At 44.3% G+C, this 21,127-nt stretch carries 23 protein-coding genes; 19 read left to right on the forward strand and 4 right to left on the reverse strand.

The genetic code is table 11. From position 1 onward, the window contains the following. The first annotated feature begins 128 nt into the window (after positions 1 to 128). The 6 genes from pepV (at position 129) to H9630_RS17065 (ending at position 5,476) form a co-directional block, all read left to right on the forward strand. The gene (pepV, locus tag H9630_RS17040) at positions 129 to 1,502 is read left to right on the forward strand and encodes a dipeptidase PepV (RefSeq protein ID WP_191716684.1); all 1,374 of its coding nucleotides are present in this window, start codon (positions 129 to 131) and stop codon (positions 1,500 to 1,502) included. A gap of 17 nt (positions 1,503 to 1,519) precedes the next feature. Continuing rightward, a complete protein-coding gene (gene dat / locus H9630_RS17045) occupies positions 1,520 to 2,368 on the forward strand; it encodes a D-amino-acid transaminase (protein ID WP_191716685.1) in 849 nt (282 codons plus the stop codon). Positions 2,369 to 2,459: 91 nt separating this feature from the next. Further along, complete coding sequence (gene thpR / locus H9630_RS17050; protein WP_191716686.1) at positions 2,460 to 2,993, forward strand: RNA 2',3'-cyclic phosphodiesterase; 534 nt, start codon at positions 2,460 to 2,462, stop codon at positions 2,991 to 2,993. A gap of 28 nt (positions 2,994 to 3,021) precedes the next feature. Further along, positions 3,022 to 3,945 carry a diacylglycerol/lipid kinase family protein gene (locus tag H9630_RS17055; RefSeq protein ID WP_191716687.1) on the forward strand — a complete coding sequence of 308 codons (924 nt, stop codon included), beginning with the start codon at positions 3,022 to 3,024 and terminating at the stop codon, positions 3,943 to 3,945. Positions 3,946 to 3,948: 3 nt separating this feature from the next. Then, on the forward strand, positions 3,949 to 4,599 hold the full coding sequence (trmB, locus tag H9630_RS17060) for a tRNA (guanosine(46)-N7)-methyltransferase TrmB (protein ID WP_191716688.1): 651 nt from the start codon (positions 3,949 to 3,951) through the stop codon (positions 4,597 to 4,599). Positions 4,600 to 4,621: 22 nt separating this feature from the next. Beyond that, the gene (locus H9630_RS17065; protein ID WP_191716689.1) at positions 4,622 to 5,476 is read left to right on the forward strand and encodes a YtnP family quorum-quenching lactonase; all 855 of its coding nucleotides are present in this window, start codon (positions 4,622 to 4,624) and stop codon (positions 5,474 to 5,476) included. Positions 5,477 to 5,504: 28 nt separating this feature from the next. Here H9630_RS17065 and H9630_RS17070 read toward each other — a convergent pair whose 3' ends face one another. Next, positions 5,505 to 5,819: a PepSY domain-containing protein gene (locus tag H9630_RS17070; RefSeq protein ID WP_191716690.1), complete on the reverse strand. Its 315-nt coding sequence runs from the start codon at positions 5,817 to 5,819 to the stop codon at positions 5,505 to 5,507. 167 nt (positions 5,820 to 5,986) lie between these two features. On the opposite strand from H9630_RS17070, the gene H9630_RS17075 reads away from it, so the two are divergent. The 13 genes from H9630_RS17075 (at position 5,987) to ccpA (ending at position 18,392) form a co-directional block, all read left to right on the forward strand. Continuing rightward, on the forward strand, positions 5,987 to 7,060 hold the full coding sequence (locus H9630_RS17075) for a M42 family metallopeptidase (RefSeq protein WP_191716691.1): 1,074 nt from the start codon (positions 5,987 to 5,989) through the stop codon (positions 7,058 to 7,060). Positions 7,061 to 7,103: 43 nt separating this feature from the next. Then, the gene (locus H9630_RS17080) at positions 7,104 to 7,622 is read left to right on the forward strand and encodes a DUF84 family protein (RefSeq protein WP_191716692.1); all 519 of its coding nucleotides are present in this window, start codon (positions 7,104 to 7,106) and stop codon (positions 7,620 to 7,622) included. A 53-nt stretch (positions 7,623 to 7,675) separates the two neighbouring features. After that, the gene (locus tag H9630_RS17085; protein ID WP_225218633.1) at positions 7,676 to 8,194 is read left to right on the forward strand and encodes a hypothetical protein; all 519 of its coding nucleotides are present in this window, start codon (positions 7,676 to 7,678) and stop codon (positions 8,192 to 8,194) included. Positions 8,195 to 8,206: 12 nt separating this feature from the next. Next, the gene (locus H9630_RS17090; RefSeq protein WP_191716694.1) at positions 8,207 to 8,524 is read left to right on the forward strand and encodes a thioredoxin family protein; all 318 of its coding nucleotides are present in this window, start codon (positions 8,207 to 8,209) and stop codon (positions 8,522 to 8,524) included. Positions 8,525 to 8,588: 64 nt separating this feature from the next. After that, a complete protein-coding gene (locus H9630_RS17095) occupies positions 8,589 to 9,404 on the forward strand; it encodes a DUF1444 family protein (RefSeq protein ID WP_191716695.1) in 816 nt (271 codons plus the stop codon). Continuing rightward, the gene (ytpR, locus tag H9630_RS17100) at positions 9,401 to 10,009 is read left to right on the forward strand and encodes a YtpR family tRNA-binding protein (RefSeq protein WP_191716696.1); all 609 of its coding nucleotides are present in this window, start codon (positions 9,401 to 9,403) and stop codon (positions 10,007 to 10,009) included. The genes H9630_RS17095 and ytpR overlap by 4 nt, the downstream gene beginning before the upstream one ends. 6 nt (positions 10,010 to 10,015) lie before the next feature. After that, positions 10,016 to 12,547: a DNA translocase FtsK gene (locus H9630_RS17105; RefSeq protein ID WP_191716697.1), complete on the forward strand. Its 2,532-nt coding sequence runs from the start codon at positions 10,016 to 10,018 to the stop codon at positions 12,545 to 12,547. A gap of 328 nt (positions 12,548 to 12,875) precedes the next feature. Further along, complete coding sequence (gene murC, locus H9630_RS17110) at positions 12,876 to 14,189, forward strand: UDP-N-acetylmuramate--L-alanine ligase (protein ID WP_191716698.1); 1,314 nt, start codon at positions 12,876 to 12,878, stop codon at positions 14,187 to 14,189. 135 nt (positions 14,190 to 14,324) lie between these two features. Then, positions 14,325 to 14,816 carry a DUF948 domain-containing protein gene (locus tag H9630_RS17115; protein ID WP_191716699.1) on the forward strand — a complete coding sequence of 164 codons (492 nt, stop codon included), beginning with the start codon at positions 14,325 to 14,327 and terminating at the stop codon, positions 14,814 to 14,816. Positions 14,817 to 14,855: 39 nt separating this feature from the next. Continuing rightward, on the forward strand, positions 14,856 to 15,692 hold the full coding sequence (locus tag H9630_RS17120; RefSeq protein WP_191716700.1) for a YtxH domain-containing protein: 837 nt from the start codon (positions 14,856 to 14,858) through the stop codon (positions 15,690 to 15,692). A gap of 16 nt (positions 15,693 to 15,708) precedes the next feature. Then, complete coding sequence (gene ytxJ / locus H9630_RS17125; RefSeq protein ID WP_191716701.1) at positions 15,709 to 16,038, forward strand: bacillithiol system redox-active protein YtxJ; 330 nt, start codon at positions 15,709 to 15,711, stop codon at positions 16,036 to 16,038. 169 nt (positions 16,039 to 16,207) lie between these two features. Then, positions 16,208 to 17,293: a bifunctional 3-deoxy-7-phosphoheptulonate synthase/chorismate mutase gene (locus tag H9630_RS17130; RefSeq protein ID WP_191716702.1), complete on the forward strand. Its 1,086-nt coding sequence runs from the start codon at positions 16,208 to 16,210 to the stop codon at positions 17,291 to 17,293. 100 nt (positions 17,294 to 17,393) lie between these two features. Further along, positions 17,394 to 18,392, forward strand: a complete 999-nt coding sequence (ccpA, locus tag H9630_RS17135; RefSeq protein WP_191716703.1) for a catabolite control protein A — start codon at positions 17,394 to 17,396, stop codon at positions 18,390 to 18,392. Positions 18,393 to 18,534: 142 nt separating this feature from the next. Here the strand turns inward: ccpA and H9630_RS17140 are convergent, their stop codons facing one another. The 3 genes from H9630_RS17140 to H9630_RS17150 are packed head-to-tail and all read right to left on the reverse strand — an operon-like array spanning position 18,535 to position 20,983. Next, the gene (locus H9630_RS17140) at positions 18,535 to 19,686 is read right to left on the reverse strand and encodes an acetoin utilization protein AcuC (RefSeq protein WP_191716756.1); all 1,152 of its coding nucleotides are present in this window, start codon (positions 19,684 to 19,686) and stop codon (positions 18,535 to 18,537) included. Continuing rightward, the gene (locus H9630_RS17145) at positions 19,683 to 20,327 is read right to left on the reverse strand and encodes an acetoin utilization AcuB family protein (RefSeq protein WP_191716704.1); all 645 of its coding nucleotides are present in this window, start codon (positions 20,325 to 20,327) and stop codon (positions 19,683 to 19,685) included. The genes H9630_RS17140 and H9630_RS17145 overlap by 4 nt, the downstream gene beginning before the upstream one ends. Before the next feature lie 23 nt (positions 20,328 to 20,350). Continuing rightward, complete coding sequence (locus H9630_RS17150) at positions 20,351 to 20,983, reverse strand: GNAT family N-acetyltransferase (protein ID WP_191716705.1); 633 nt, start codon at positions 20,981 to 20,983, stop codon at positions 20,351 to 20,353. Positions 20,984 to 21,127: the final 144 nt, after the last annotated feature.

Below are 21,127 nucleotides of genomic sequence, written 5' to 3' on the forward strand. Positions count from 1 at the left end.
AGGATTTTCCTTTATTTTTACACAAATATAACATTGGAAAGACAGAATTTTTTGTGCAAATTCCATACAAATTCTTTAATTAAGTGAAAAAAGGTGTACAATAGCCATAACAAAAAGGAGTGTGAAACATGGATTGGCTGCTAGAAGCTAAAAAAAGAAAAGATACCATGCTGAGTGAATTGCAGGAGCTCGTGGCGATTCCCAGTGTACTAAGTGACGAAACAACGCCAACAGCTCCTTTTGGAAAAGATGTTAAGCAGGCTTTGGACTGGTTTTTGGAAAAAGGTAGACAACATGGCTATTCAGTAAAAAATGTGGCCGACATGGCAGGGCATCTTGAAATTGGCCAAGGAGAAGAATTGCTTGGGATTTTAGGGCATGTGGATGTGGTTCCGGCAGGCGAAGGATGGACCAAAGATCCGTTCGGCGGAGAAATCCATGATGGTCGGCTTTATGGCCGGGGAGCCATCGATGACAAAGGGCCGACAATCGCCGCTTGGACTGCGTTGAATATGCTGAAAGATGCCGGCGTGGAATTCAATAAGCGCATTCGCTTGATCATCGGAACGGATGAAGAGAGTGGATTCCGGTGTGTCGAACGTTATTTCGAAACAGAGGAAATGCCAGCTATGGCTTTTGCACCCGATGCGGATTTTCCGATCATCAATGCGGAAAAAGGTATTGCCAGCTTGGTCTTCTCCACATTTTCGATGCACGAAGACGCGATTCTGGAATCGTTCATTGCCGGACATCGGACAAATATGGTGCCGGACAAGGCAACCGCTATTTTAAACGGGCAATTGGCTGAATGGCAAGAGGAGTTTAGGGCGTTTTGTGCCAAGCATCAAGTGACAGGTGTGGTGGAACAGCATAACGGCTCAACCGAATTGACCGTGAAAGGCACATCAGCGCATGCCATGGAGCCGGAGGATGGCATCAATGCCGGAATCCTGCTTGCTTTGTTTTTAAAGGATCGGTTGGAAGGCGATGGCCAGAAATTCGTGGCTTTTGTTGCAGACACATTTTATCAGGATTCACGAGGGCGCAAGCTGGGCCTTGATTTTTCGGATGAGCAATCCGGTGACACAACATTCAATGCGGGCATCATCCGTTTTGAAAAATCGAAAACGGCGACGATCAATGTCAGCATGCGCTACTCTGTCAGTTACCCATTTGAAGAAAAGATGGCTGCCTATGAGTTAAAGGACTTTGTGCTGGAAGTGGTGTCCAATTCTCCACCTCATTATGTGGACGAAAACGATCCATTCATTAAGACGCTGCAAAACGCGTATGAAAAAGAGACCGGCGAAACCGCCGAATTAATTGCCATTGGCGGCGGCACTTATGCGCGTGTCCTGGATAAAGGTGTAGCATTCGGCATGTTGTTCCCGGGAGAACCGGACCTTGCCCATCAAGCGGATGAATTTGTCGATATCGACAATTTAATAAAAGCGACTGCGATTTATGCGGAAGCAATTTATCAATTAGCATGTAAAAAATGAGGGAAGAGGGAATGGATATGGATTTGATTTTGCATAATGGAGAGTTTATTCGCGAAGAAGATTTGGTGATTTCAAAGGAAGACCGCGGCTATCAATTTGGAGACGGAATTTATGAAGTGATCCGTGTATATGACGGAAACCTGTTTACAGCGAAAGAACATATTGATCGTTTTTATGAAAGCGCCGATAAGATCAAAATCGTCATTCCTTACACAAAAGATGTATTTCATAAAATGATGTACGATTTTGTTGAAATGAACAATATTGATAATGGCCAGGTATATGTCCAGATCACGCGCGGAGCTGCAGAACGTCAGCACCAGTTCCCGACGGGTGCTACACCGGTCATAACTGGCAATACAAAGACCGTTGAACGTCCGGTAGCGAGTCTGGAATCAGGAGTAACAGCTAAATTCATCGAGGATATCCGTTGGTTGCGGTGTGACATTAAGAGCCTAAACTTGCTGGGCAATGTGTTGGCAAAACAAGAAGCCTACGAAGAAGGATTTTTTGAGGCCATTCTGCACCGCGGTGAAACGGTGACGGAAGGCTGTTCATCAAATATGTATGGATTTAAAAATGGGACTCTTTATACACATCCTGCCAATAACCTCATATTGAACGGTATTACAAGAAGAGTAATTCTCGAGTTGTGCAAAGAGCTGGAAATTCCTGTAGAGGAAACGGCATTTACAAAAACGCAAGCACTCAAAATGGATGAATTCTTCATGTCATCGACGACCACTGAAGTGATGCCAATCGTCAAGATTGGTGATCAGCAGATCGGCGATGGAACGCCGGGAGAATTGACGCGTAAGCTTCAGAAAGCATTTGAAGCACGTATTCAAGTGGGAATCAAATTATAATAATGGCATTTTAAAAGAAAAGTGATTGGCTCTAGCCGATCACTATTTTTTTGCGTCTGTTTGCATGGTAAACTGAAGCCAGGTGATGACAATGAAACCACATTATTTTATCGGAATAAAAATTCCGCCCGATATCGCGGAGACATTAGGCAAAGATCGTGACAGTTGGCAGCTGACTACCCATAAAAGACAGACGCCTCCAGAAGATATGCATATTACGCTCCTCTTTATCGGCGAAGACAAAGAAGATAAAATCAAGCAGGTTGCAGAGCAGTTAGCCGGAATACAAGGATCGTCGTTCCGGTTAATGATTGAGGGCATCCAGACTTTCGGCAATCCCGAAACACCCAGGGTAATTTATGCCGCACTGAAAAAAAGTGCTGAACTGGAAAAGCTGCAGCGTGCTATTGCAGAATTGTTGGAGCCATTGCAGCTCGGAACCGATCAGAAAAGATTTGTGCCGCACATTACGTTGGCGAATAAGTGGGCTGGCGGGGAACCGGTGGATCTTCATTTGTCAGTCAGCCTGTTGGAATTTGAGGTGGCGGAGTTCTCGCTATTCCGAATAGCGCCAAAAGAAAAAACACGGTACCAGAAAATCGCTAACTACCCTCTCGGGATTTAGTTCCTAATATGTCTAAAGGCGAGTGTATATGAAAACAGTATTTATCATCAATCCCCTCGCGGGAAATGGCAGAGCACTGAAAAAATGGCACCGATTTGAAAAGACCATCCGGTTTCCTTATGAGCATATTGTTACGCAATTTCCCGGGCATGCAGTTGAACTAGCAGCCGGCTACCGGCACCAGCAAAATGTCTTATTGATTGGTTTTGGCGGAGACGGCACGCTCAGAGAAATTATAGTTGGAGCTGCCGGTGCAAAAGGAATCATTGTCGGCTCTGTAGCGGCTGGTTCTGGCAACGACTTTGCCAGAGCATATGGAAGTTTTAAGGATGCACAGGCTATCGAGCGATTTCTTGAACGGCCTTTTTTTCGGCGGGAAGATCTTGGTGAGTTTACAGATAGGGCCGAATCCCAGTTCGTCAGCAGTACTGGAATCGGTTTTGATGCGCAAATCACCATCGCTGTGAACCTTTCAGCCATTAAGCAAAAGCTCAATCAGCTTGGCCTTGGAAAGCTGGTTTATTTTTTGTACGTCATCAGGACTTTTTTGACGTTTGAGAAATTTACTTTATCAGTGGAGACGGATGGAGATTTAACAGTCTACGAAGATGTCTGGCTGGCGACGGTCAGCAATCAGCCGTACTTTGGCGGAGGCATGAAAATATCACCGTCCTCAAAAACAGATGACGGATTGCTTGAGCTGACGGTCGTCCATCACATTTCGCGTTTGAAACTCCTGCTGGTTTTTGGTACGGTATTCAGCGGAGCACATACACGTTTCAAAGAGGTCAGCCAAATGAGCAGCCGGGAATTCCGGCTCTCGACGGATAAACCGGTTTGCCGCCATGTGGATGGTGACGATGCCGGTATAAGTTCTCCAAACGAAATGGTCGTTTATGCAGTCAGCCACAAAAAATGGAACTCAATAAATATTGGAAAAGAAAGAGGATGAAACATGAGATCACGTTTTAAACCATGGGCAGCCGATTTGATCGACACCCATCCAGAAATCGTTATTCCCGATCCAGAGCAGAAAAAAGGAAAATGGCAGGAAGTTTTCGGTAATGAAAATCCGCTTCATATCGAAGCTGGAACTGGAAAAGGACGCTTCATCATCGGAATGGCTATAGCTAATCCGCAGATTAATTATATCGGCATCGAGTTGTTCGATAGTGTCATCGTCACGGCTCTCGAGACTATTTTGGAAAATGAGGAAGAAATTCCTAATCTGCGTTTATTGAAAGTGAATGCAAAAGACATCGCTGATTATTTTGAAAAAGGTGAAGTGGATAGACTGTACTTGAACTTTTCTGATCCATGGCCGAAAAAACGGCATGCCAAACGCCGTCTGACCCATGAATCTTTTTTGAAGCTTTACGAAGCAGTGCTTCCTGAACAAGGAGAAATCCATTTTAAAACCGATAACCGGAAACTTTTCGAATATTCGCTTACGAGCATTTCTGAATATGGTATGTTATTAAAAGAGGTCTCATTGGATCTTCATGACAATGAACCCGAGTGGAACATCATGACGGAGTACGAAGAAAAATTCTCGAAAAAAGGCCAGCCGATTTACCGGATGGAAGCACAGTTTTCAATTAGCTGATCACGACAAGGGGGAAAAGGGAATGCAGAAATTTCAATTTCACAACATGGCTTTAACTTGGCTTGATGGGGGAACGACGTATTTGGATGGCGGCACGATGTTTGGGGTAGTGCCGAAAGTGATTTGGTCAAAGCGGTATCCGGTCAATGAAAAAAACCAGATTGAATTGCCGACACATCCAATCTTAGTCCAATACGAAGGCCACAATATCTTGATCGACAGCGGCCTCGGTACCGGCAAATTGACTGAACGCCAACTGCGTAATTTAGGGGTTTCCCAAGAGTCGCGTGTGGAAGAGGACTTGGCGGAGCTTGGGCTGACGCCTGAAGATATCGATACAATCCTCATGACTCATCTTCATGGTGACCATGCAGCGGGGTTGACGAAATGGCAGGGAGAAGAGCTGGTTTCGGCATTCCCGAATGCAACCATCCATGTTTCAGCAACAGAATGGAATGAAATGCAGCATCCGAATATCCGCTCGCGCAACACCTACTGGAAAGAAAACTGGGAGCCGATAACCGGTCAAGTGGAGACTTTCGAAGGTGAGAAAACTTTGTTTGATGCCATTACGCTGATCCATACAGGAGGCCATTCGGATGGCCACAGCGTCATCAAGATGCAAAGCGGGGATGAAACGATCCTCCATATGGCGGACATCATGCCGACTCATGCGCATCAAAACCCGCTATGGGTACTGGCGTTTGATGATTATCCGATGGATTCGATTTACGCGAAAGAAAAGCTGATGAAAGAAGCGTTGGAAAATGGCTATTACTTCAGTTTTTACCACGATGCCTATTACCGCATCCTGAAATGGAGCGTGGACGGCAAAGAAATCGTCGAATCGCTTGAGCGAAAAGAAAAAGTGATATGAAAAAGGAGCCGATTAGGCTCCTTTTTTATTATACTTGTTTGACTTCAATTACTGCGCCTGTGTAGGCATCCGCCAAAAACTCGAATTGCTGAAGTTCGTCTTCTTTATGGCGCGTGATGCCGCCTTTATAGACTTCCGTCGTAAGTGCATGCTGTTTATAAGGCTCGGTTTTCATGAAGATCCATGAACCGTCGATCGGGCCTTCTTCTTTAAACGCAGACTTGACTTCCTTCAAGACGTTGTCCGCCGGATAAAGTTTTTGTGTGCGATCAACCACTTCTTTTACTAAATATGCTGCTGCTACACCTGTAGCAAATCCAATCAATAAATCACGATTTTTCACTAAAAATCCCTCCTCTGCTTACTGAATAAATTGTACCATAAATATTTTGAAGGGCGAAATGATAGCTTAAAAGTCATTAATCTTTCGAAAAACGAATTATATAGCTGGAAATCGTCTGAAAAAAGCTCTAAACTTAATGAAGGTAAGTTATTAGGAGGAATTTTGATATGAATGCTGAAACTCGTGAAATGTTTAAAACCTTAACGGAACTGCCGGGCGCCCCGGGCAATGAACATGCTGTCCGGAAGTTTATGCGCCAGGAACTGGAAAAAGTTTCAGATCGATTGCTCCAAGATAATCTAGGGAGTATTTTTGGTGTCAAAGATGGCCAAGAAGATGGACCACGGATCATGGTGGCTGGACATATGGACGAAGTAGGATTCATGGTGACGCAAATTACAGAAAACGGCATGATTCGCTTCCAGCCTTTAGGTGGTTGGTGGAACCAGGTAATGCTGGCTACCCGTGTAGACATAGTAGCTGGAAATCGGGTGATTCCTGGAGTTATCGGTTCGATTCCTCCGCATTTATTGAGTGATGAATTGCGCAGCAAACCAATGGAAATCAAGAACATGTTAATCGACATCGGCGCAGATGACAAAGACGATGCGTTGGCTCTCGGCGTACGTCCAGGCCAGCAGATCGTCCCGTTCAGCCCCTTCACGCCAATGGCCAATGACAAAAAGATTATGGCAAAAGCCTGGGATAACCGCTATGGTTGCGGATTGGCCATCGAATTACTGAAAGAACTGAAGGACGAAAAACTGCCGAACCAATTATTCTCCGGAGCGACAGTGATGGAAGAAGTCGGTTTGCGGGGAGCGCAGACAGCGGCAGCGATGATCAAGCCGGATTTGTTCTTCGCATTGGACGCCAGCCCGGCGAATGATGCGACAGGCGATAAAAATGAATTTGGCCAGCTTGGCAAAGGGACGTTGTTGCGCATTTTAGACAAGAGCATGGTAACGCATCGCGGCATGCGTGAATTTATCTTGGATACTGCCGAAACGCATAACATCCCATATCAGTATTTTGTTTCACAAGGTGGAACGGATGCAGGTCGTGTGCACACAGCCAACGAAGGGATTCCAAGTTCTGTGATTGGGATCTGCTCACGCTATATCCATACCTCGTCGTCTATCATCCACACGGACGACTATGCTGCGGCGAAAGAACTCTTGACGAAACTTGTCAAAGCGACAGATCGTTCGACGCTTGAAACCATTAAACAAAACGTCTAAAAAAGTGCCTGCGGGCTCTTTTTTTTGGAAAGGAATAGTGAAGATGAAGAAAATTCGTGCAGTTATCGCCTCAAAAAACCCGGCGAAAATAAATGCGGTCTCAAGCATCCTGGCAAATCTTGAGTGGACTGTTGACTTGTCAGCAGTTGAAGCCGCTTCTGGAGTTTCGGAACAGCCTTTTTCCCAAGAGGAAACGCGTCAGGGTGCAAAGAATCGTGCCGCAAACGCATTGGGAGATTTCGATTTCGCCATTGGACTTGAAGGCGGCGTCTATGAAATGGAAGGCATTCTGTATTTATGCAATTGGGGTGCTTTAACCACAAAGGATGGCCGGATGTACACAGCAGCCGGTGCCCAGATTCCTTTGCCGAAAGCGATTGCAGACAAATTGTATTCAGGTGCGGAGCTGGGACCGGTCATGGATGACTATGCCAATGAAATTGGAATCCGCCATCATAAAGGCGCTATCGGAATTTTGACTGACGGTGCAGTCAATCGAGGAGAAATGTTTAGCCATGTGGTCAAGTTGCTGATTGGGCAATACCAGCTGGACAGCGATTAAGTTGCATGTGTCTGTAAACACCTTTAAAATAAGTAGCAGTAACGTAAGGGGGAATGGACGTGCCTCGAAATGGATTGGTTCTTGTCTTGCTGTTGTCCGTCATACTGGCTGGGTGCATGGCGACACCGGAAGAACAGATTACCCAAGGAATAGCCAATGCGCGCGAAGCGTTTCAGGGAGAGCCAGAAAAAGCCAATGAAAAGGTGGGCAAAATGGATTTGTACCTGCCTAAAGGCTACGACATTGAAGAACCGTCGGATGACTATAACAGCATGATTACAAAAGGCAATGATTCATTTATTTTATTCATCAACCCGAATGAAAAAGGCGCAAGCACTTTTTTCTACGACTTGCAAAAAGCAGATCCCGAACAGATCTGGATAGCAGATGAGACATTTCGGCAACACGGCCGTTTCGGCTTTGTAACCGTTAAAGAAATAGCCGAAGATCAGCTGGAGCTGGTGGTCAGTTCCGGTGGTGCAAAAATGACGACTATGACGGGCAAAGACGACGTCCCTCAGAAAATGGAGTGGATGATGGAAACTGTTCGTTCAATCAATACCGATGAATAGGAGAATACGCAAATGAGAAACTTACAATCGACCGAAGAATTTCATGACCTGACGAAAGGGACGCCAGCTGTTTTTATGTTCACAGCAGGCTGGTGCCCGGATTGCCGCGTGATCGATCCCATTATGCCGGATATCGAAAAGACGTTTCCGGATTATACCTTTATTTCAGTAGACCGGGATCAATTTATCGATCTGTGCATCGAACAGGATATCTTTGGCATCCCGAGCTTCCTTGCTTATTCAAATGGCCGGGAAACAGGGCGTTTCGTCAGCAAAGACCGTAAAACACAAGCAGAAATCGAAGGGTTTATTTCGAATTTGCCAAAATGATAAAAAGACGGTTCGCCTTGACTGGGCTGAACCGTTTATTTATGAAAGAGAGGTCAAAACAACGATGAAATCAACTGAACTTTTTAATATACTTAGAGAACGGATGCCAAGCCGCCAATTGGAATGGCGCTTTGACCGTGAAAAGGACATTACGCATATCAACCACAAAGAACTCGGAAAAGGCATGAACATCTCTATGCCACAGGTGATCAATCGTTTTGAAGCAAAAGGGGATGCAGCGATCCAGGAAATCGTTTATACCATCACCGAAACTTTTGATGCTATGGAAAGGGAAGCTAAGGGAGAAATGAAATCGACTGAGCATATTTTCCCTGTAATCCGTTCTACTTCGTTTCCAACTGAATCCAATGAAGGCCATAAGTTCATTACAGCAGAACATACAGCAGAAACACGTATTTATTTCGCTTTGGATGCTGGCACTACCTATCGCTTAATTGACGAAAATGTGTTAAATTCATTAAGTCTGACAGAAGAGCAGATAAAGGAAATCGCGAAGTTTCAGGTGAGAAAGTTGAAGACCGCTGTCAAAGAAGATCATGTAGCGGGAAATGTCTTTTATTTCCTGAATGAAAATGATGGTTACGATGCTTCCCGCATTTTAAACGAATCTTTCTTGAAAGAAATGAAGGCAAAAACAACGGGAGATATGACGGTGTCCGTACCTCATCAAGATGTATTGATCATTGGAGATATCCGAAATGAAACGGGATACGACGTGCTCGCACAGATGGCCATGCATTTCTTTACCAATGGCAAAGTGCCGATCACTTCCTTGTCGTTCATTTATGAAAATGAAGAATTAGAGCCGATTTTCATCATGGCCAAAAATAAACCGAATGAGGAGAACGATAAAAAATGAATGCATTCTACAATAAACAGGGAATTGGCGATGTTTTGCTGGTTCAACTGCAAACAGAAACCCCAGAAAAAATTTTTCCTGAACAAAATGGCGATGTCACATTGATCAAAGACGAAGCCGGTGAAATTGCCGGATTCAATTTGTTCAATGCTTCGAGCTATGCAGAACTTCCGGAAGGAAAGCAAGTGGAAGTGACTGAAGCACTTGTTACTTCTTTACAAAATGCTCTTTCGAAAAACGAAATCGATTTCACACTGGAAGTGGATTTCTCACCAAAATTTGTTGTCGGTTTTGTGGAATCAAAAGAAAAGCATCCAAATGCCGATAAATTGAATGTCTGCCAGGTTTCTGTCGGCGGCGAGCAATTGCAGATCGTCTGTGGTGCACCGAACGTTGAACAGGGCCAAAAAGTGGTTGTGGCAAAAGTAGGAGCTGTCATGCCTTCAGGTATGGTCATCCGTGATGCGGAACTTCGGGGAGTGGCATCGTCCGGAATGATCTGTTCAGCAAAAGAATTGGCTTTGCCGGATGCACCTCAGGAAAAAGGCATTCTTGTGCTGCCTGAAGATGCAGAAGTCGGTTCAGCTTTCCAAGTAAAGGCGTGACGCGAAATGAGCTGGATTAAAAACGTATGGAACCGCATGTTCACAGATGCAGATGATGTTGAGGAAACGGAAGAAGAGGTTCTCTATGAACCGGCCCCGACTGCCAAAAAAGAAAAAGCGCCTTTTCGTTTCCCGCTTATTCCAGATGAAGAAAAAGACGATTTTATCCGTGATGTAAAACGGACAGAAATCCGCCCGAAAATGCCTATTTTCGATGAGCGTGAAAGAGAGATTTTGCGAAAAGAATCGGTCGTTCCAACAGAAAAACCAATTATGGGACCAAAAGAGGCCCCGGTACGCCCTGCACCAAAACGCAAAGCGACCGAACTGCCTGTTAATACTGCGCGCCGTTTCGAACCTAGCCGTTCAGTTTCATCGGTTTACGGCTATAATACGTCACGCCCTGCACCCACACAAAAGATGACAGAAGAAAGAGAAAATAAATATAACCGTGAATTGCATGATGAAGCGATTCAGGCAAGAGCAAGAGCTGGTTGGCATAAGCCAAGACCTGTAGTTGAGCATGAGATTGCACCGATTTTCGAGAACGAGCCGGTGCAGACAACAGCTCGTGAAACAGCAGAACATCCAGAACCTGTGGTGCACGAAACTTCTCAAGCTCCTTCAAACGTAGAGACGGAGGCCGAAACCACTGAAACCTTAATACATAACGACCCGTTAACAACTGAATCAGCCGATGCAGTTGAAGCAGAGCAGGAGCTGGAAACACAGCCCAAGCCAGAAACGGAATTGCAGCCTGAACATGTAACGGGACCAGAAGCTGAGCAAGTACCGGAAACAGTGGCAGAACAAGTACCGGAACCTGCAATAGAACCAGCAGCGACTACAGAACATGTAGCAGAAGCAATGGCAGAGCCGGAAACAGATCAGGTACCGGAACCGAAATCCGTGCCAGCGCCTAAGCGTGAAAAAACAGTGCCTTTTAATGTTTTGATGCTTAAATCGGACAAAGACCTGCTAAAAAATAAAACAAAATTGTCATCTCCTGCTGCACCTGTAGAGGAAACAACAGGGGGATCTGCCGTATCACCGGAAAAAAAAACGGCAGATTTAGCTGAACAGCCTTCCCATGCATTGAACTCCGTATCTGAAGCCGAGTCAAAAGCCTATGAATTTCCTTTACCCGAATATTTACTGGCACCTGAAAACGACCGGAAAGACGAAGAGTGGATGGAAGAGCAAGGCGAGCGCTTGATCGAAGCGTTATCGCATTTTCAGATCAAAGCTGAAATATTAAGTACTGTCCAAGGGCCGGCTGTCACGCAATTTGAGCTGAAGGTGGCCAAAGGAGTGAAAGTCAGCAAAATCCGTAATTTAGCGGATGATTTAAAACTGGCGCTGGCTGCACGGGATATCCGAATCCAGGCTCCGATTCCAGGCAAGAGTTCGATCGGCATCGAAATACCGAACCGGACAAGCCGTGCAGTGCGCATTTCCGAAATAATCGGCAGTGCGGTATTCGAAGAATCGGATTCGCCACTGGAAGCTGCACTAGGATTGGATTTAACAGGGAAGCCGGTGACATTGGATCTGCGCAAAATGCCGCATGGTTTGATTGCCGGAGCAACAGGATCTGGTAAATCCGTCTGCATTAATTCACTATTGGTCAGTTTGCTGTATAAGTCGTCGCCAAGAGACTTGAAACTGCTGCTGATTGATCCGAAAATGGTTGAGCTGGCACCGTATAACCACATCCCGCATCTTGTCAGCCCGGTCATTACGGATGTCAAAGCTGCAACGGCATCACTTAAATGGGCCGTTGAAGAAATGGAACGCCGTTATCAACTCTTCGCACACAGCGGAGTGCGCGACATCAGCCGCTACAATAAAATGGTGAAAGAAAAAGGAGATTATGCACAACATCTTCCTTATATTCTCATCGTTATTGATGAGTTGGCTGATCTAATGATGATGTCTCCTTCGGATGTTGAAGATTCGATTTGCCGGATTGCACAGAAAGCAAGAGCCTGTGGCATTCATTTGGTGATCGCAACGCAACGGCCGTCTGTCGATGTCATTACGGGCTTGATTAAATCCAATATCCCGACGCGCATTGCATTTTCGGTTTCTTCACAAGTCGACAGCAGAACTATCCTTGATTCCCAAGGGGCAGAACGCCTTCTCGGAAGAGGGGACATGTTGTATCTAGGAAATGGAATGTCCGCTCCAAGCCGCCTGCAGGGCACATTTGTTACGGATGATGAGATTGAGAAAGTCATTGAACATGTCCGGCTGCAAGGCAAACCTGAATACTTCTTCAAAGAAGAGGAACTGATCAAGCGGAGTGAGTCTCCTGCTGAACAGGATGATTTATTTGAAGAAGCATGCCGTTTTATCATGATACAGGGCAGTGCTTCTACTTCACTTCTTCAACGAAAGTTCCATATCGGTTATAACCGTGCAGCAAGATTAATGGATTTGATAGAACAACACGGCTTTATTTCCGAACAGAACGGCAGCAAAGCCCGATCGGTTCTGATCACTGAATCTGATATCGAAGAAGTTTTTCATTCATAAAATAGCCGGATTGGCGAAGCAGGCAGGCAATAGCCAATAGACTGTCTCCTGCTTTGTCAATTGGTGTAATAGTAAGAATACTGGCTCATTTCGTGAGATAGCAAATTTGTGGTATAATACTATATTGTGTTTATGATGCTATCATGGAAAGTCGGACTTCGCTTATTGCGCAGAGGAAGCTGACAGGTCGCAGTAGGAAGATTTAAAGGCATGTGATCAAAAAAATGATGCAATTCCTATCAATTAAATACTCACTAATCATCATCAGCTATAGACGATGCAATGCATTTCTATAGACTAATTTTCAACTTCCACAGGAGGTTCATTTATGACAGTTTTACATTTTACCGGTATCAAAGGTTCCGGTATGAGTCCGCTTGCACAAATCATGCATGATATGGGCGAAAAAGTTCAAGGCTCTGATATCGAACAGCATTTCTTCACGGAAGACCGCCTTCGTGAAAGAGGCATCACCATTTTGCCGTTTGATGCAAGCAATATAGAAAAAAACATGACAATCATTGCAGGCAATGCCTTTGGGGATGACCATCCTGAACTGGTTAAAGCGCGGGAATTAGGGGCGACCATCATTCGCTATCACCAGTTTTTAGGCGACTTGATGAAGCAATACGTTTCAGTGGCCATTACAGGAGCCCATGGAAAAACTTCGACGACAGGTTTAATGGCTCATGTTTTAGCTGGTTACAAACCTGTATCTTATTTAATTGGTGACGGAACAGGGGTTGGCCAAGAAAACTCTCATTTCTTCGTGGCGGAAGCTTGCGAATATCGTCGGCATTTTCTTGCTTACCACCCTGATTACGCAATCATGACGAATATCGATTATGATCACCCGGATTACTTCACTGGCGTAGATGACGTCTTCAAGGCTTTTGAAGAGATGGCTCAGCAAGTGAAGAAATGCATTATTGCATGTGGGGACGATGAATACTTACAGCGTATTCAAGCACCGGTTCCAGTGGTCTATTACGGATTTGGTGAAGAAAATGATTTCCAGGCTAGAAATGTGGAAAAAACCACTGCCGGAACAACTTTTGATGTAGTCATCCGCAATGAGTTTTATCATACGTTCACAATACCAATGTTCGGGGACCATGCTATTTTGAATGCATTGGCAGTTATTTCGCTTTGCCATTATGAAAATATTCCAGCTGATATCATTCAGCAGCAATTTGAAGATTTTGAAGGCGTTAAGCGGCGTTTTACACAAACGGCAATCGGTGATCGGATTTTAATAGATGATTACGCTCATCATCCAACAGAAATTCGTGCGACCTTGCAATCAGCTCGCCAAAAATATCCGGAGCGTGAGCTTATCGCGATATTCCAGCCGCATACATTCACACGGACTCAGACTTTCCTGCAGGAATTTGCGGATTGTCTGCTTGAAGCAGATCATGTATATCTATGTGATATTTTCGGTTCTGCCCGGGAAAAAGCGGGCACATTGAAGATTCAGGATTTGGCTGAAAAGATTGAAGGCAGCCGCCTGCTGCAACTGGATGAAGTTGCGTCGTTAACAGAGCATAGCAATGCTGTCTATTTGTTTATGGGCGCTGGAGATGTCACCAAATTCCAGGAAGCTTTTGAAAATGTATTGAATACAGGAGAAACGGTTTAACTTTCGGGTTAAACTGTTTTTTTTATGCAGGAATACAAGTGTTTTTGTCGAATAATAATAGAGTCCGTGTTTAACCCAAACTTATCAAGGGTAGAAAAGGGATATAACATAAATTCGTTAAAAGGAGGAAACAGGATGGATTGGCAAATCTTGCTTTACATTGCCGCGATCGTCGCCGCTGTTGGATTCTTAATTCTATGCGTAGCGTTGGCAATGACATTAAATTCGCTGAAAAACACTTTAAAAGAAGTTTCAGGCACCGTAGCTGGTCTTGAAAATCAATTGCAGGGGGTAACGTTGGAAACAACCAATCTGCTGCATAAGACAAATGAACTAGCTGAAGACATTCAAGTAAAATCAGAAAAATTGAATGGTGTAGTTGATGCAGTTAAAGGCGTCGGCAACTCTGTTACTGATTTGAACTCTACTGTCCGCCACATCACGTCACGCGTTGGTGTGCAAGTAGAACAGAACGAAGACAAGATCGCACAAGTTGTCCAATGGGGCAATGTCTTTATGGGCATCCGCGACAAATGGAATGAGCGTAAAATTTATGAAGCTCGTGCAAACTCTACTTATGAACCAGTACCAGGCCAAAAAAAATTACCGCATAACGAACAATACTAAAACTGCTTTTACCACTAATACTAATTGGAGGGAATATCAATGAGCAAAAACAAAGATAATTTTACCCAATCTAACAACTATAACGATTCACAGTATAACAAGGATTACTACACTCAAGGCGGTCAATACAACCAGAACAGCGGCCGCAACTATCAGCAAAGTGATTATGTGCCGCAGTCGTACGGCGCTTCTAACCGTTATGACGACTTATATGATTATGAAGAATCAGGCGGAGGCTCGAGTTTCCTAGTCGGTATTTTAGTCGGCGGAATCGTCGGAGCTGCAGCTGCTCTATTCCTAGCTCCAAAATCGGGCAAAGAATTCCAGGCTGATTTAAAAAATCAAGCCACTACATTGAAAGAAAAAGCAGCTCAGCAATCGGATTCTAACGATGATTCTGCTGGTTTTGCTCAACAATTAAAAGAACAATCAACTAAAGTTGTTGATAAAGTGAAAAACATGAAAGGCGGAACGTCACCAATGGACGATGGCACAGCTTCATCTGAAGGCGAAGAGTCCATCAACATCCATTCGACTGTCCAAAACAGTGCAAGCCAGTCAGCGGACAAAAAAGGATCCGATGCGTTCACTTCTACTGCTAACGCTTTAAAAGAAGCAGTTGAAGAAGTGAAAGAAGAAAAAAAATCGGGTTCAAGTTCGTCGTCAATAGCCGGCAACACTGGCAGCAGCACAAACAGCAACACTGCGAATTCAAGCGCAGGTCCAAATACGACCAGCAGCAACAACAACAGCAATAAATCGTCAAATACCAGCAACACGAATAAATCAACAAACTCTAACAGCAACAACAGCAACAACAGCAACAACAAATCATCCAATAATTCATCGAGCAACACCTACAATAAAAAGAATTAATCTGGGAGCGGTTTAGATGGAAAACTTAATGCATGTAAACAGTCTGGACAGTTTAAAGCAAGCTGTGGGGAATAACCAGCATTACTGGCTTTTTAAACATAGCAGTACATGCCCGGTATCTGCTAAAGCGTGGAATGAGTATAACGAATATTGCTCATTACACCCGCACCAAGTCTTTTTGTATCTAGTGGTGCAAGAAGACCGGGAATTCTCTCAAGCGATTGAAGAGATAACGGGAGTTAAGCATGAGTCGCCACAATTGTTCCATTTTACGAGTCAAAAAGTTGATTGGCACGCTTCCCACAACAATATTAAAAGAGAATCTATGCAAGAATTTATTGCTTAGAAATTAGCCGAAGCCTTGGTGCTTCGGCTTTTTCATGTTCGAAATACTTTAGCGCGTTGAATCGCTAAAATAAATTTCGTGACTTTACCGAATAGTTTGCTTATAATAGTCCTATCATGTTAATATGAGTCACCTGATAAAGGTTATTCGCGAAAGGGGAAGTTATAGAATGAGTAATTTAGATTTAGAACAGCTAAGAGAAAAAGTGGATGCAGTCAACCTGCAAATTCTGTCTCTGATCAACGAGAGAGCTTCCGTAATTCAAGACATCGGAAAATTGAAAGAAAAACAAGGAGTTGACCGCTACGATCCGTTGCGGGAACGCCACATGTTGAACTTGCTGAAAGATAATAATGACGGTCCATTAGAACAGAAGACCGTTGATCATATTTTTAAGGAAATCTTCAAATCTGCCTTAAACATGCAAGAAGAAGATACACGCAAAGCATTGCTCGTTTCACGCAAAAAGAAAGCTGAAGATACTGTTATTACAATCAACGGCGAACAAGTCGGTGCTGGTGAGCCTTCTTTCATCTTTGGCCCATGTGCAGTTGAATCTCAGGATCAAGTATCGAAAGTTGCTGAAGCCATCGGAGCTAAAGGATTGAAGATGATCCGCGGTGGAGCTTACAAGCCGCGTACATCGCCTTACGATTTCCAGGGTCTTGGTTTAGAAGGATTGAAGATGCTGAAAAATGCAGCCGATCAGTATAACTTGGCTGTTGTATCTGAAATCGTCACACCTTCCCATTTAGAAGCTGCTCTTGACTACGTAGACGTAGTTCAAGTCGGCGCCCGCAATATGCAGAACTTCGAATTGCTGAAAGCTGTCGGGTCGATCAACAAACCGGTTCTACTGAAACGCGGAATGTCAGCGACTATCGAAGAATTCATCAATGCGGCTGAATACATCATCGCTTCAGGAAATGAAAACATCATTTTATGCGAACGCGGTATCCGCACATATGAAAAAGCGACACGCAACACCTTGGATATTTCAGCAGTGCCAATCTTGAAACAAGAAACGCACCTTCCGGTATTTGTTGACGTAACGCATTCAACCGGCCGCCGTGACTTATTGTTGCCAGCAGCTAAAGCTGCAATCGCAATTGGAGCAGATGGCGTTATGGCTGAAGTTCATCCGGATCCGGCAGTAGCCTTATCAGATGCTCAACAACAAATGGATTTGGGTCAATTCGATGAGTACTACGATGCGTTGATGAAGTTCATGAAACAATATGAAATGAAAGTGTGACACTGAAAAGTCGGATAAACTCCGGCTTTTCTTTTTTTAGTTGATATTGTTGAAGAATTTGTCGTATGATTAGAGAAAGACTGGAAAAGGAGGGCGCACAATGACCGTTACGATATACGATGTGGCACGTGAGGCAAACGTTTCCATGGCTACTGTGTCACGTGTAGTAAATGCCAATCAAAACGTAAAACCTGCCACAAGAAAGAAAGTATTGAAAGTAATAGAAGAATTGGGCTATCGTCCAAATGCTGTTGCTCGTGGACTTGCAAGCAAAAAAACAACGACGGTCGGCGTCATCATACCCGATATTTCCAATAGCATGTATGCTGAATTAGCCCGTGGAATTGAAGATATCGCTACGATGTACCGTTACAACATCATTTTATCCAATTCAGATCAGAACGAAAATAAGGAACTTCAGTTATTGGAAACCATGCTGGGTAAACAAGTGGATGGCATCGTCTTTATGAGCGATGTAATCTCATCTGAACTTCTTTATGAAATGCAACGTTCTCCAACGCCAATCGTTTTGGCAGGTTCGATAGATGAATCGGCAGCAATTGCTTCGGTTAATATCGATTATTATGGTGCTGCCTATGAAGTGGTCAAGAAATTTATCGACAATGGCCATAAAAAAATTGCTTTTGTATCGGGACCGTTCACTTCAAGAATCAATAAAGCCTATAAGTTGAAAGCTTATCGAGAAGCATTGGCAGACGCAGGCATTGAGTTTGATGAGAACTTGGTTGTGGAATGCAACAACACTTATGATGAAGGCATCGAAGCAGCAAAAACGTTGGCTGCTTTTGAGCCTACTGCTTATTTTGTCAGCAATGACGAAATGTCGATCGGTGTTCTCCATGGATTGGGAGAGCTAGGGAAAACAATACCGGAAGATGCAGAAGTCATCAGCTATGAAAATTCAAAGCTGGCGCGCATGGCTCGTCCGACACTGACATCTGTCGCTTTCCCGCTCTATGATATTGGAGCAGTTTCAATGCGTTTGCTGACGAAGTATATGAACGATGAGGAAATTGAAGAAAAGCAGGTCATTCTTCCATACCGCATCGAAGAAAGACAATCGACGAAGCAAGAATAACCGCTATAGATGCAATAAGAGTGATCAAGTAGAATTTAGAAAAGCCTGTCCGGATTGCAAATCCAGACAGGCTTTCTTATCGCATGAACAAAAAAAGAGTCGACGGAATTTCTCCGGCGGCTCTTTTTTGCTATGATCACCCTTATTTATTGCGGATCATATACAGTGCTTTATTCAACATTTGCTGATTCTTGTCAGTGATTTCGGCTTTCCGTGGAATGGCTTTATACATATTCGGAGGATCTTCCCAAGTGTCAATCAATTTCACAGGGGATTCCGGCTGCCATTTCTCCATCCAAGAAACCGGCAACTTGCCTGTTGGAATGGAAAAATTGTTCATTTCCATCCAAATTAACGACCAAGCTCTCGGAACTACGCGCCAAATATCATATCCACCGCCGCCAACAGCTATCCAGCGGCCATCACAGTACTCATGAGCGAGTTCATGAGCAATCTTGGGTATTTCCTTGTAAATATTCATAGTACCGTATAAATGCGTCAGAGGGTCCAAATAATGGGCGTCTGCTCCATTCTGTGTCAAAATGACATCTGGCTTAAAGAATTCAATGATTTCTTTCATGGACGTACGGTAAATTTCGAGAAAAGATTCATCTTCGGTGAATGCATCGATCGGAAAATTGAAAGAAGTTCCATATCCTTGGCCACTGCCGCGTTCATTGATGTTTCCGGTTCCTGGAAAGAGGTAGCGGCCAGTTTCATGGATGGAAACCGTACAAACATCGGGATCGTCATAAAAACTCCATTGAACGCCATCGCCGTGATGGGCATCGGTATCAATATACATGACGCGCGCATTGTACTTGCTTTTCAAGTAGTTGATGGCAACTGAGCTGTCGTTATAGATGCAAAACCCGGAAGCTTTGCCTCTGAAGCCATGGTGAAGCCCGCCGCCTAAGTTCAACGCATGCTGCGCTTTTCCTTCCATGACGTAATCGACAGCCGTTAAGGTTCCACCGACCAGACGGGCACTGGCTTCATGCATGTTTTCGAATATCGGTGTATCTTCCGTGCCGATGCCGTAGCTTTCGCCGGCTTCTGGCGTGATTTCTCCACGGCTTGCTTTCTTGACGATGTCGATATACCGCTCATCGTGGGCAAGCAGCAGTTCTTCGTCAGTGGCGATGCGTGCAGGGACAACCAATTCATCTGGAAGCGCATTCATTTTTTTTAATAAATCAATCGTCAAAACGAGTCTTTTCTGGTTGAATGGATGTGTTTCAGAAAATTTATACCCCAATTGATCTTCTGAAAAGATGAATACAGCATGTTTCATTCGTTCACTTGCGGCATGTTTGGCCATAGGACATCGAATCCTTCTTTTTTCAGGTCGTTGATGATGGCGAGTGGATTCATCGTCTGAACGCGGAAAACAAGAATTTTGTTGCTGTTGTTTTCTCTGTCGGGGTAAACGAGTACACTCAGTACATTAACGTTCTGCTCATGGAAAACTTTAGACACCTCATACAGGATTCCGGAACGGTTTTCCACACGGACCTCAATTTGAGAGCCCGGCTGATGGGCACCTGTGAGCTCGATGAAGGTATAGAGAAGATCCGTCTCTGTCAGAAAACCGACCAGCTCATCGTTACTGACAACAGGGATACAGCCGATTTTATATTCATAGAAAATCATCGCCACTTCTTCGACAAAGTCGAGCGGGTGGGCAGTGACGGGATTGGGCGTCATGATTTCTGCCACTTTCTTTTTATAGGGTTCACCTTTAGGAGCTACGGTGAATCTGGATGGGACAGCATCTTTAAGATCCCGATCGGTTACGATCCCGACCACTTTTCCGTCATCGACAATCGGTGCATGCCGAATGCGTTTTTCCTTAAATAAGTCCATGACGTCCTGGACCGTTTGATCAGAACTCAATGTAAAAACATCGGTTTTCATAATTTCTTCCACTAGCATATGAACACCCCTTCAGTAATAAATCAGTACATATAACGATTCATAAACCGCAGCTGATCGAATTTTTGGATCGATTCATTGTCGACACGGCTGCCGATTTTTGCCATCAAGCAATTGGCCGGATGTGAGCTGATTTCAGGATCATCCGTGGCATAATATTCCAACCCGCCGGCTTGCATCATTTTCTCCATGATTTTGCGGTATTCCCAGACATTTAAGCCGGTTCCTTTCAAATCCCAATGCCAGTAATACTCAGTGGTAATGACAATGAAATCTTCAAAAGCGTCATCCATCATCGAGATTTTCAATAATGATTTTCCGACGCCGCTGCCCCGGTATTTGGGGATGACTTCAATTGCACCGAGCTCGATCAGGTTGTCCATTTTTCCTTCGGACCATCGTTCCAAAGGATCAGGATAAAGGAATGTGACATAACCGACAATGGTATTGTTTTCGCGGGCAATAAGAATTCGGCCTTCCGGCAAGTCAGCAATTTCTACAATGGCCTTATGCTGTTGGGCAGGTGGCCTGAAAGCGACCAGGTCTTCATGAAACTCGAGTTCATTTAATTCTTTTCCAGGAAGAGGGCCTTCGATGGTCAAAAGACCATGTTTGGTTTCCAGCTCCGTGGAGTTATACGTTTTTTTATGTTCCATCTTTTCACCGCCTGTAGGATACAATAGCTACATTATACATGAACTGATGGAAGATATGGAAAAAAGCTGGCGAAATAAGCTATATTTTCTAAAAAGTTAAAATAATTAGCATTCAATTGTGACAATGTTGTAGAATATAAGGTA

The organism is Planococcus wigleyi (genome assembly GCF_014836985.1).
In the GTDB taxonomy this organism is placed as follows: Bacteria; Bacillota; Bacilli; order Bacillales_A; family Planococcaceae; genus Planococcus; species Planococcus notacanthi.

Coding starts and splice junctions, on each gene's coding strand:
- H9630_RS17130 (WP_191716702.1), top strand. CDS start 16,208: ATGAGTAATTTAGATTTAGAACAGCTAAGAGAAAAAGTGGATGCAGTC.
- H9630_RS17105 (WP_191716697.1), top strand. CDS start 10,016: ATGAGCTGGATTAAAAACGTATGGAACCGCATGTTCACAGATGCAGAT.
- H9630_RS17150 (WP_191716705.1), bottom strand. CDS start 20,983: ATGGAACATAAAAAAACGTATAACTCCACGGAGCTGGAAACCAAACAT.
- dat (WP_191716685.1), top strand. CDS start 1,520: ATGGATTTGATTTTGCATAATGGAGAGTTTATTCGCGAAGAAGATTTG.
- H9630_RS17055 (WP_191716687.1), top strand. CDS start 3,022: ATGAAAACAGTATTTATCATCAATCCCCTCGCGGGAAATGGCAGAGCA.
- H9630_RS17140 (WP_191716756.1), bottom strand. CDS start 19,686: ATGAAACATGCTGTATTCATCTTTTCAGAAGATCAATTGGGGTATAAA.
- H9630_RS17075 (WP_191716691.1), top strand. CDS start 5,987: ATGAATGCTGAAACTCGTGAAATGTTTAAAACCTTAACGGAACTGCCG.
- H9630_RS17090 (WP_191716694.1), top strand. CDS start 8,207: ATGAGAAACTTACAATCGACCGAAGAATTTCATGACCTGACGAAAGGG.
- murC (WP_191716698.1), top strand. CDS start 12,876: ATGACAGTTTTACATTTTACCGGTATCAAAGGTTCCGGTATGAGTCCG.
- ytxJ (WP_191716701.1), top strand. CDS start 15,709: ATGGAAAACTTAATGCATGTAAACAGTCTGGACAGTTTAAAGCAAGCT.
- H9630_RS17145 (WP_191716704.1), bottom strand. CDS start 20,327: ATGCTAGTGGAAGAAATTATGAAAACCGATGTTTTTACATTGAGTTCT.
- H9630_RS17095 (WP_191716695.1), top strand. CDS start 8,589: ATGAAATCAACTGAACTTTTTAATATACTTAGAGAACGGATGCCAAGC.
- ccpA (WP_191716703.1), top strand. CDS start 17,394: ATGACCGTTACGATATACGATGTGGCACGTGAGGCAAACGTTTCCATG.
- H9630_RS17115 (WP_191716699.1), top strand. CDS start 14,325: ATGGATTGGCAAATCTTGCTTTACATTGCCGCGATCGTCGCCGCTGTT.
- pepV (WP_191716684.1), top strand. CDS start 129: ATGGATTGGCTGCTAGAAGCTAAAAAAAGAAAAGATACCATGCTGAGT.
- H9630_RS17080 (WP_191716692.1), top strand. CDS start 7,104: ATGAAGAAAATTCGTGCAGTTATCGCCTCAAAAAACCCGGCGAAAATA.
- trmB (WP_191716688.1), top strand. CDS start 3,949: ATGAGATCACGTTTTAAACCATGGGCAGCCGATTTGATCGACACCCAT.
- H9630_RS17120 (WP_191716700.1), top strand. CDS start 14,856: ATGAGCAAAAACAAAGATAATTTTACCCAATCTAACAACTATAACGAT.
- ytpR (WP_191716696.1), top strand. CDS start 9,401: ATGAATGCATTCTACAATAAACAGGGAATTGGCGATGTTTTGCTGGTT.
- thpR (WP_191716686.1), top strand. CDS start 2,460: ATGAAACCACATTATTTTATCGGAATAAAAATTCCGCCCGATATCGCG.
- H9630_RS17065 (WP_191716689.1), top strand. CDS start 4,622: ATGCAGAAATTTCAATTTCACAACATGGCTTTAACTTGGCTTGATGGG.
- H9630_RS17085 (WP_225218633.1), top strand. CDS start 7,676: ATGGACGTGCCTCGAAATGGATTGGTTCTTGTCTTGCTGTTGTCCGTC.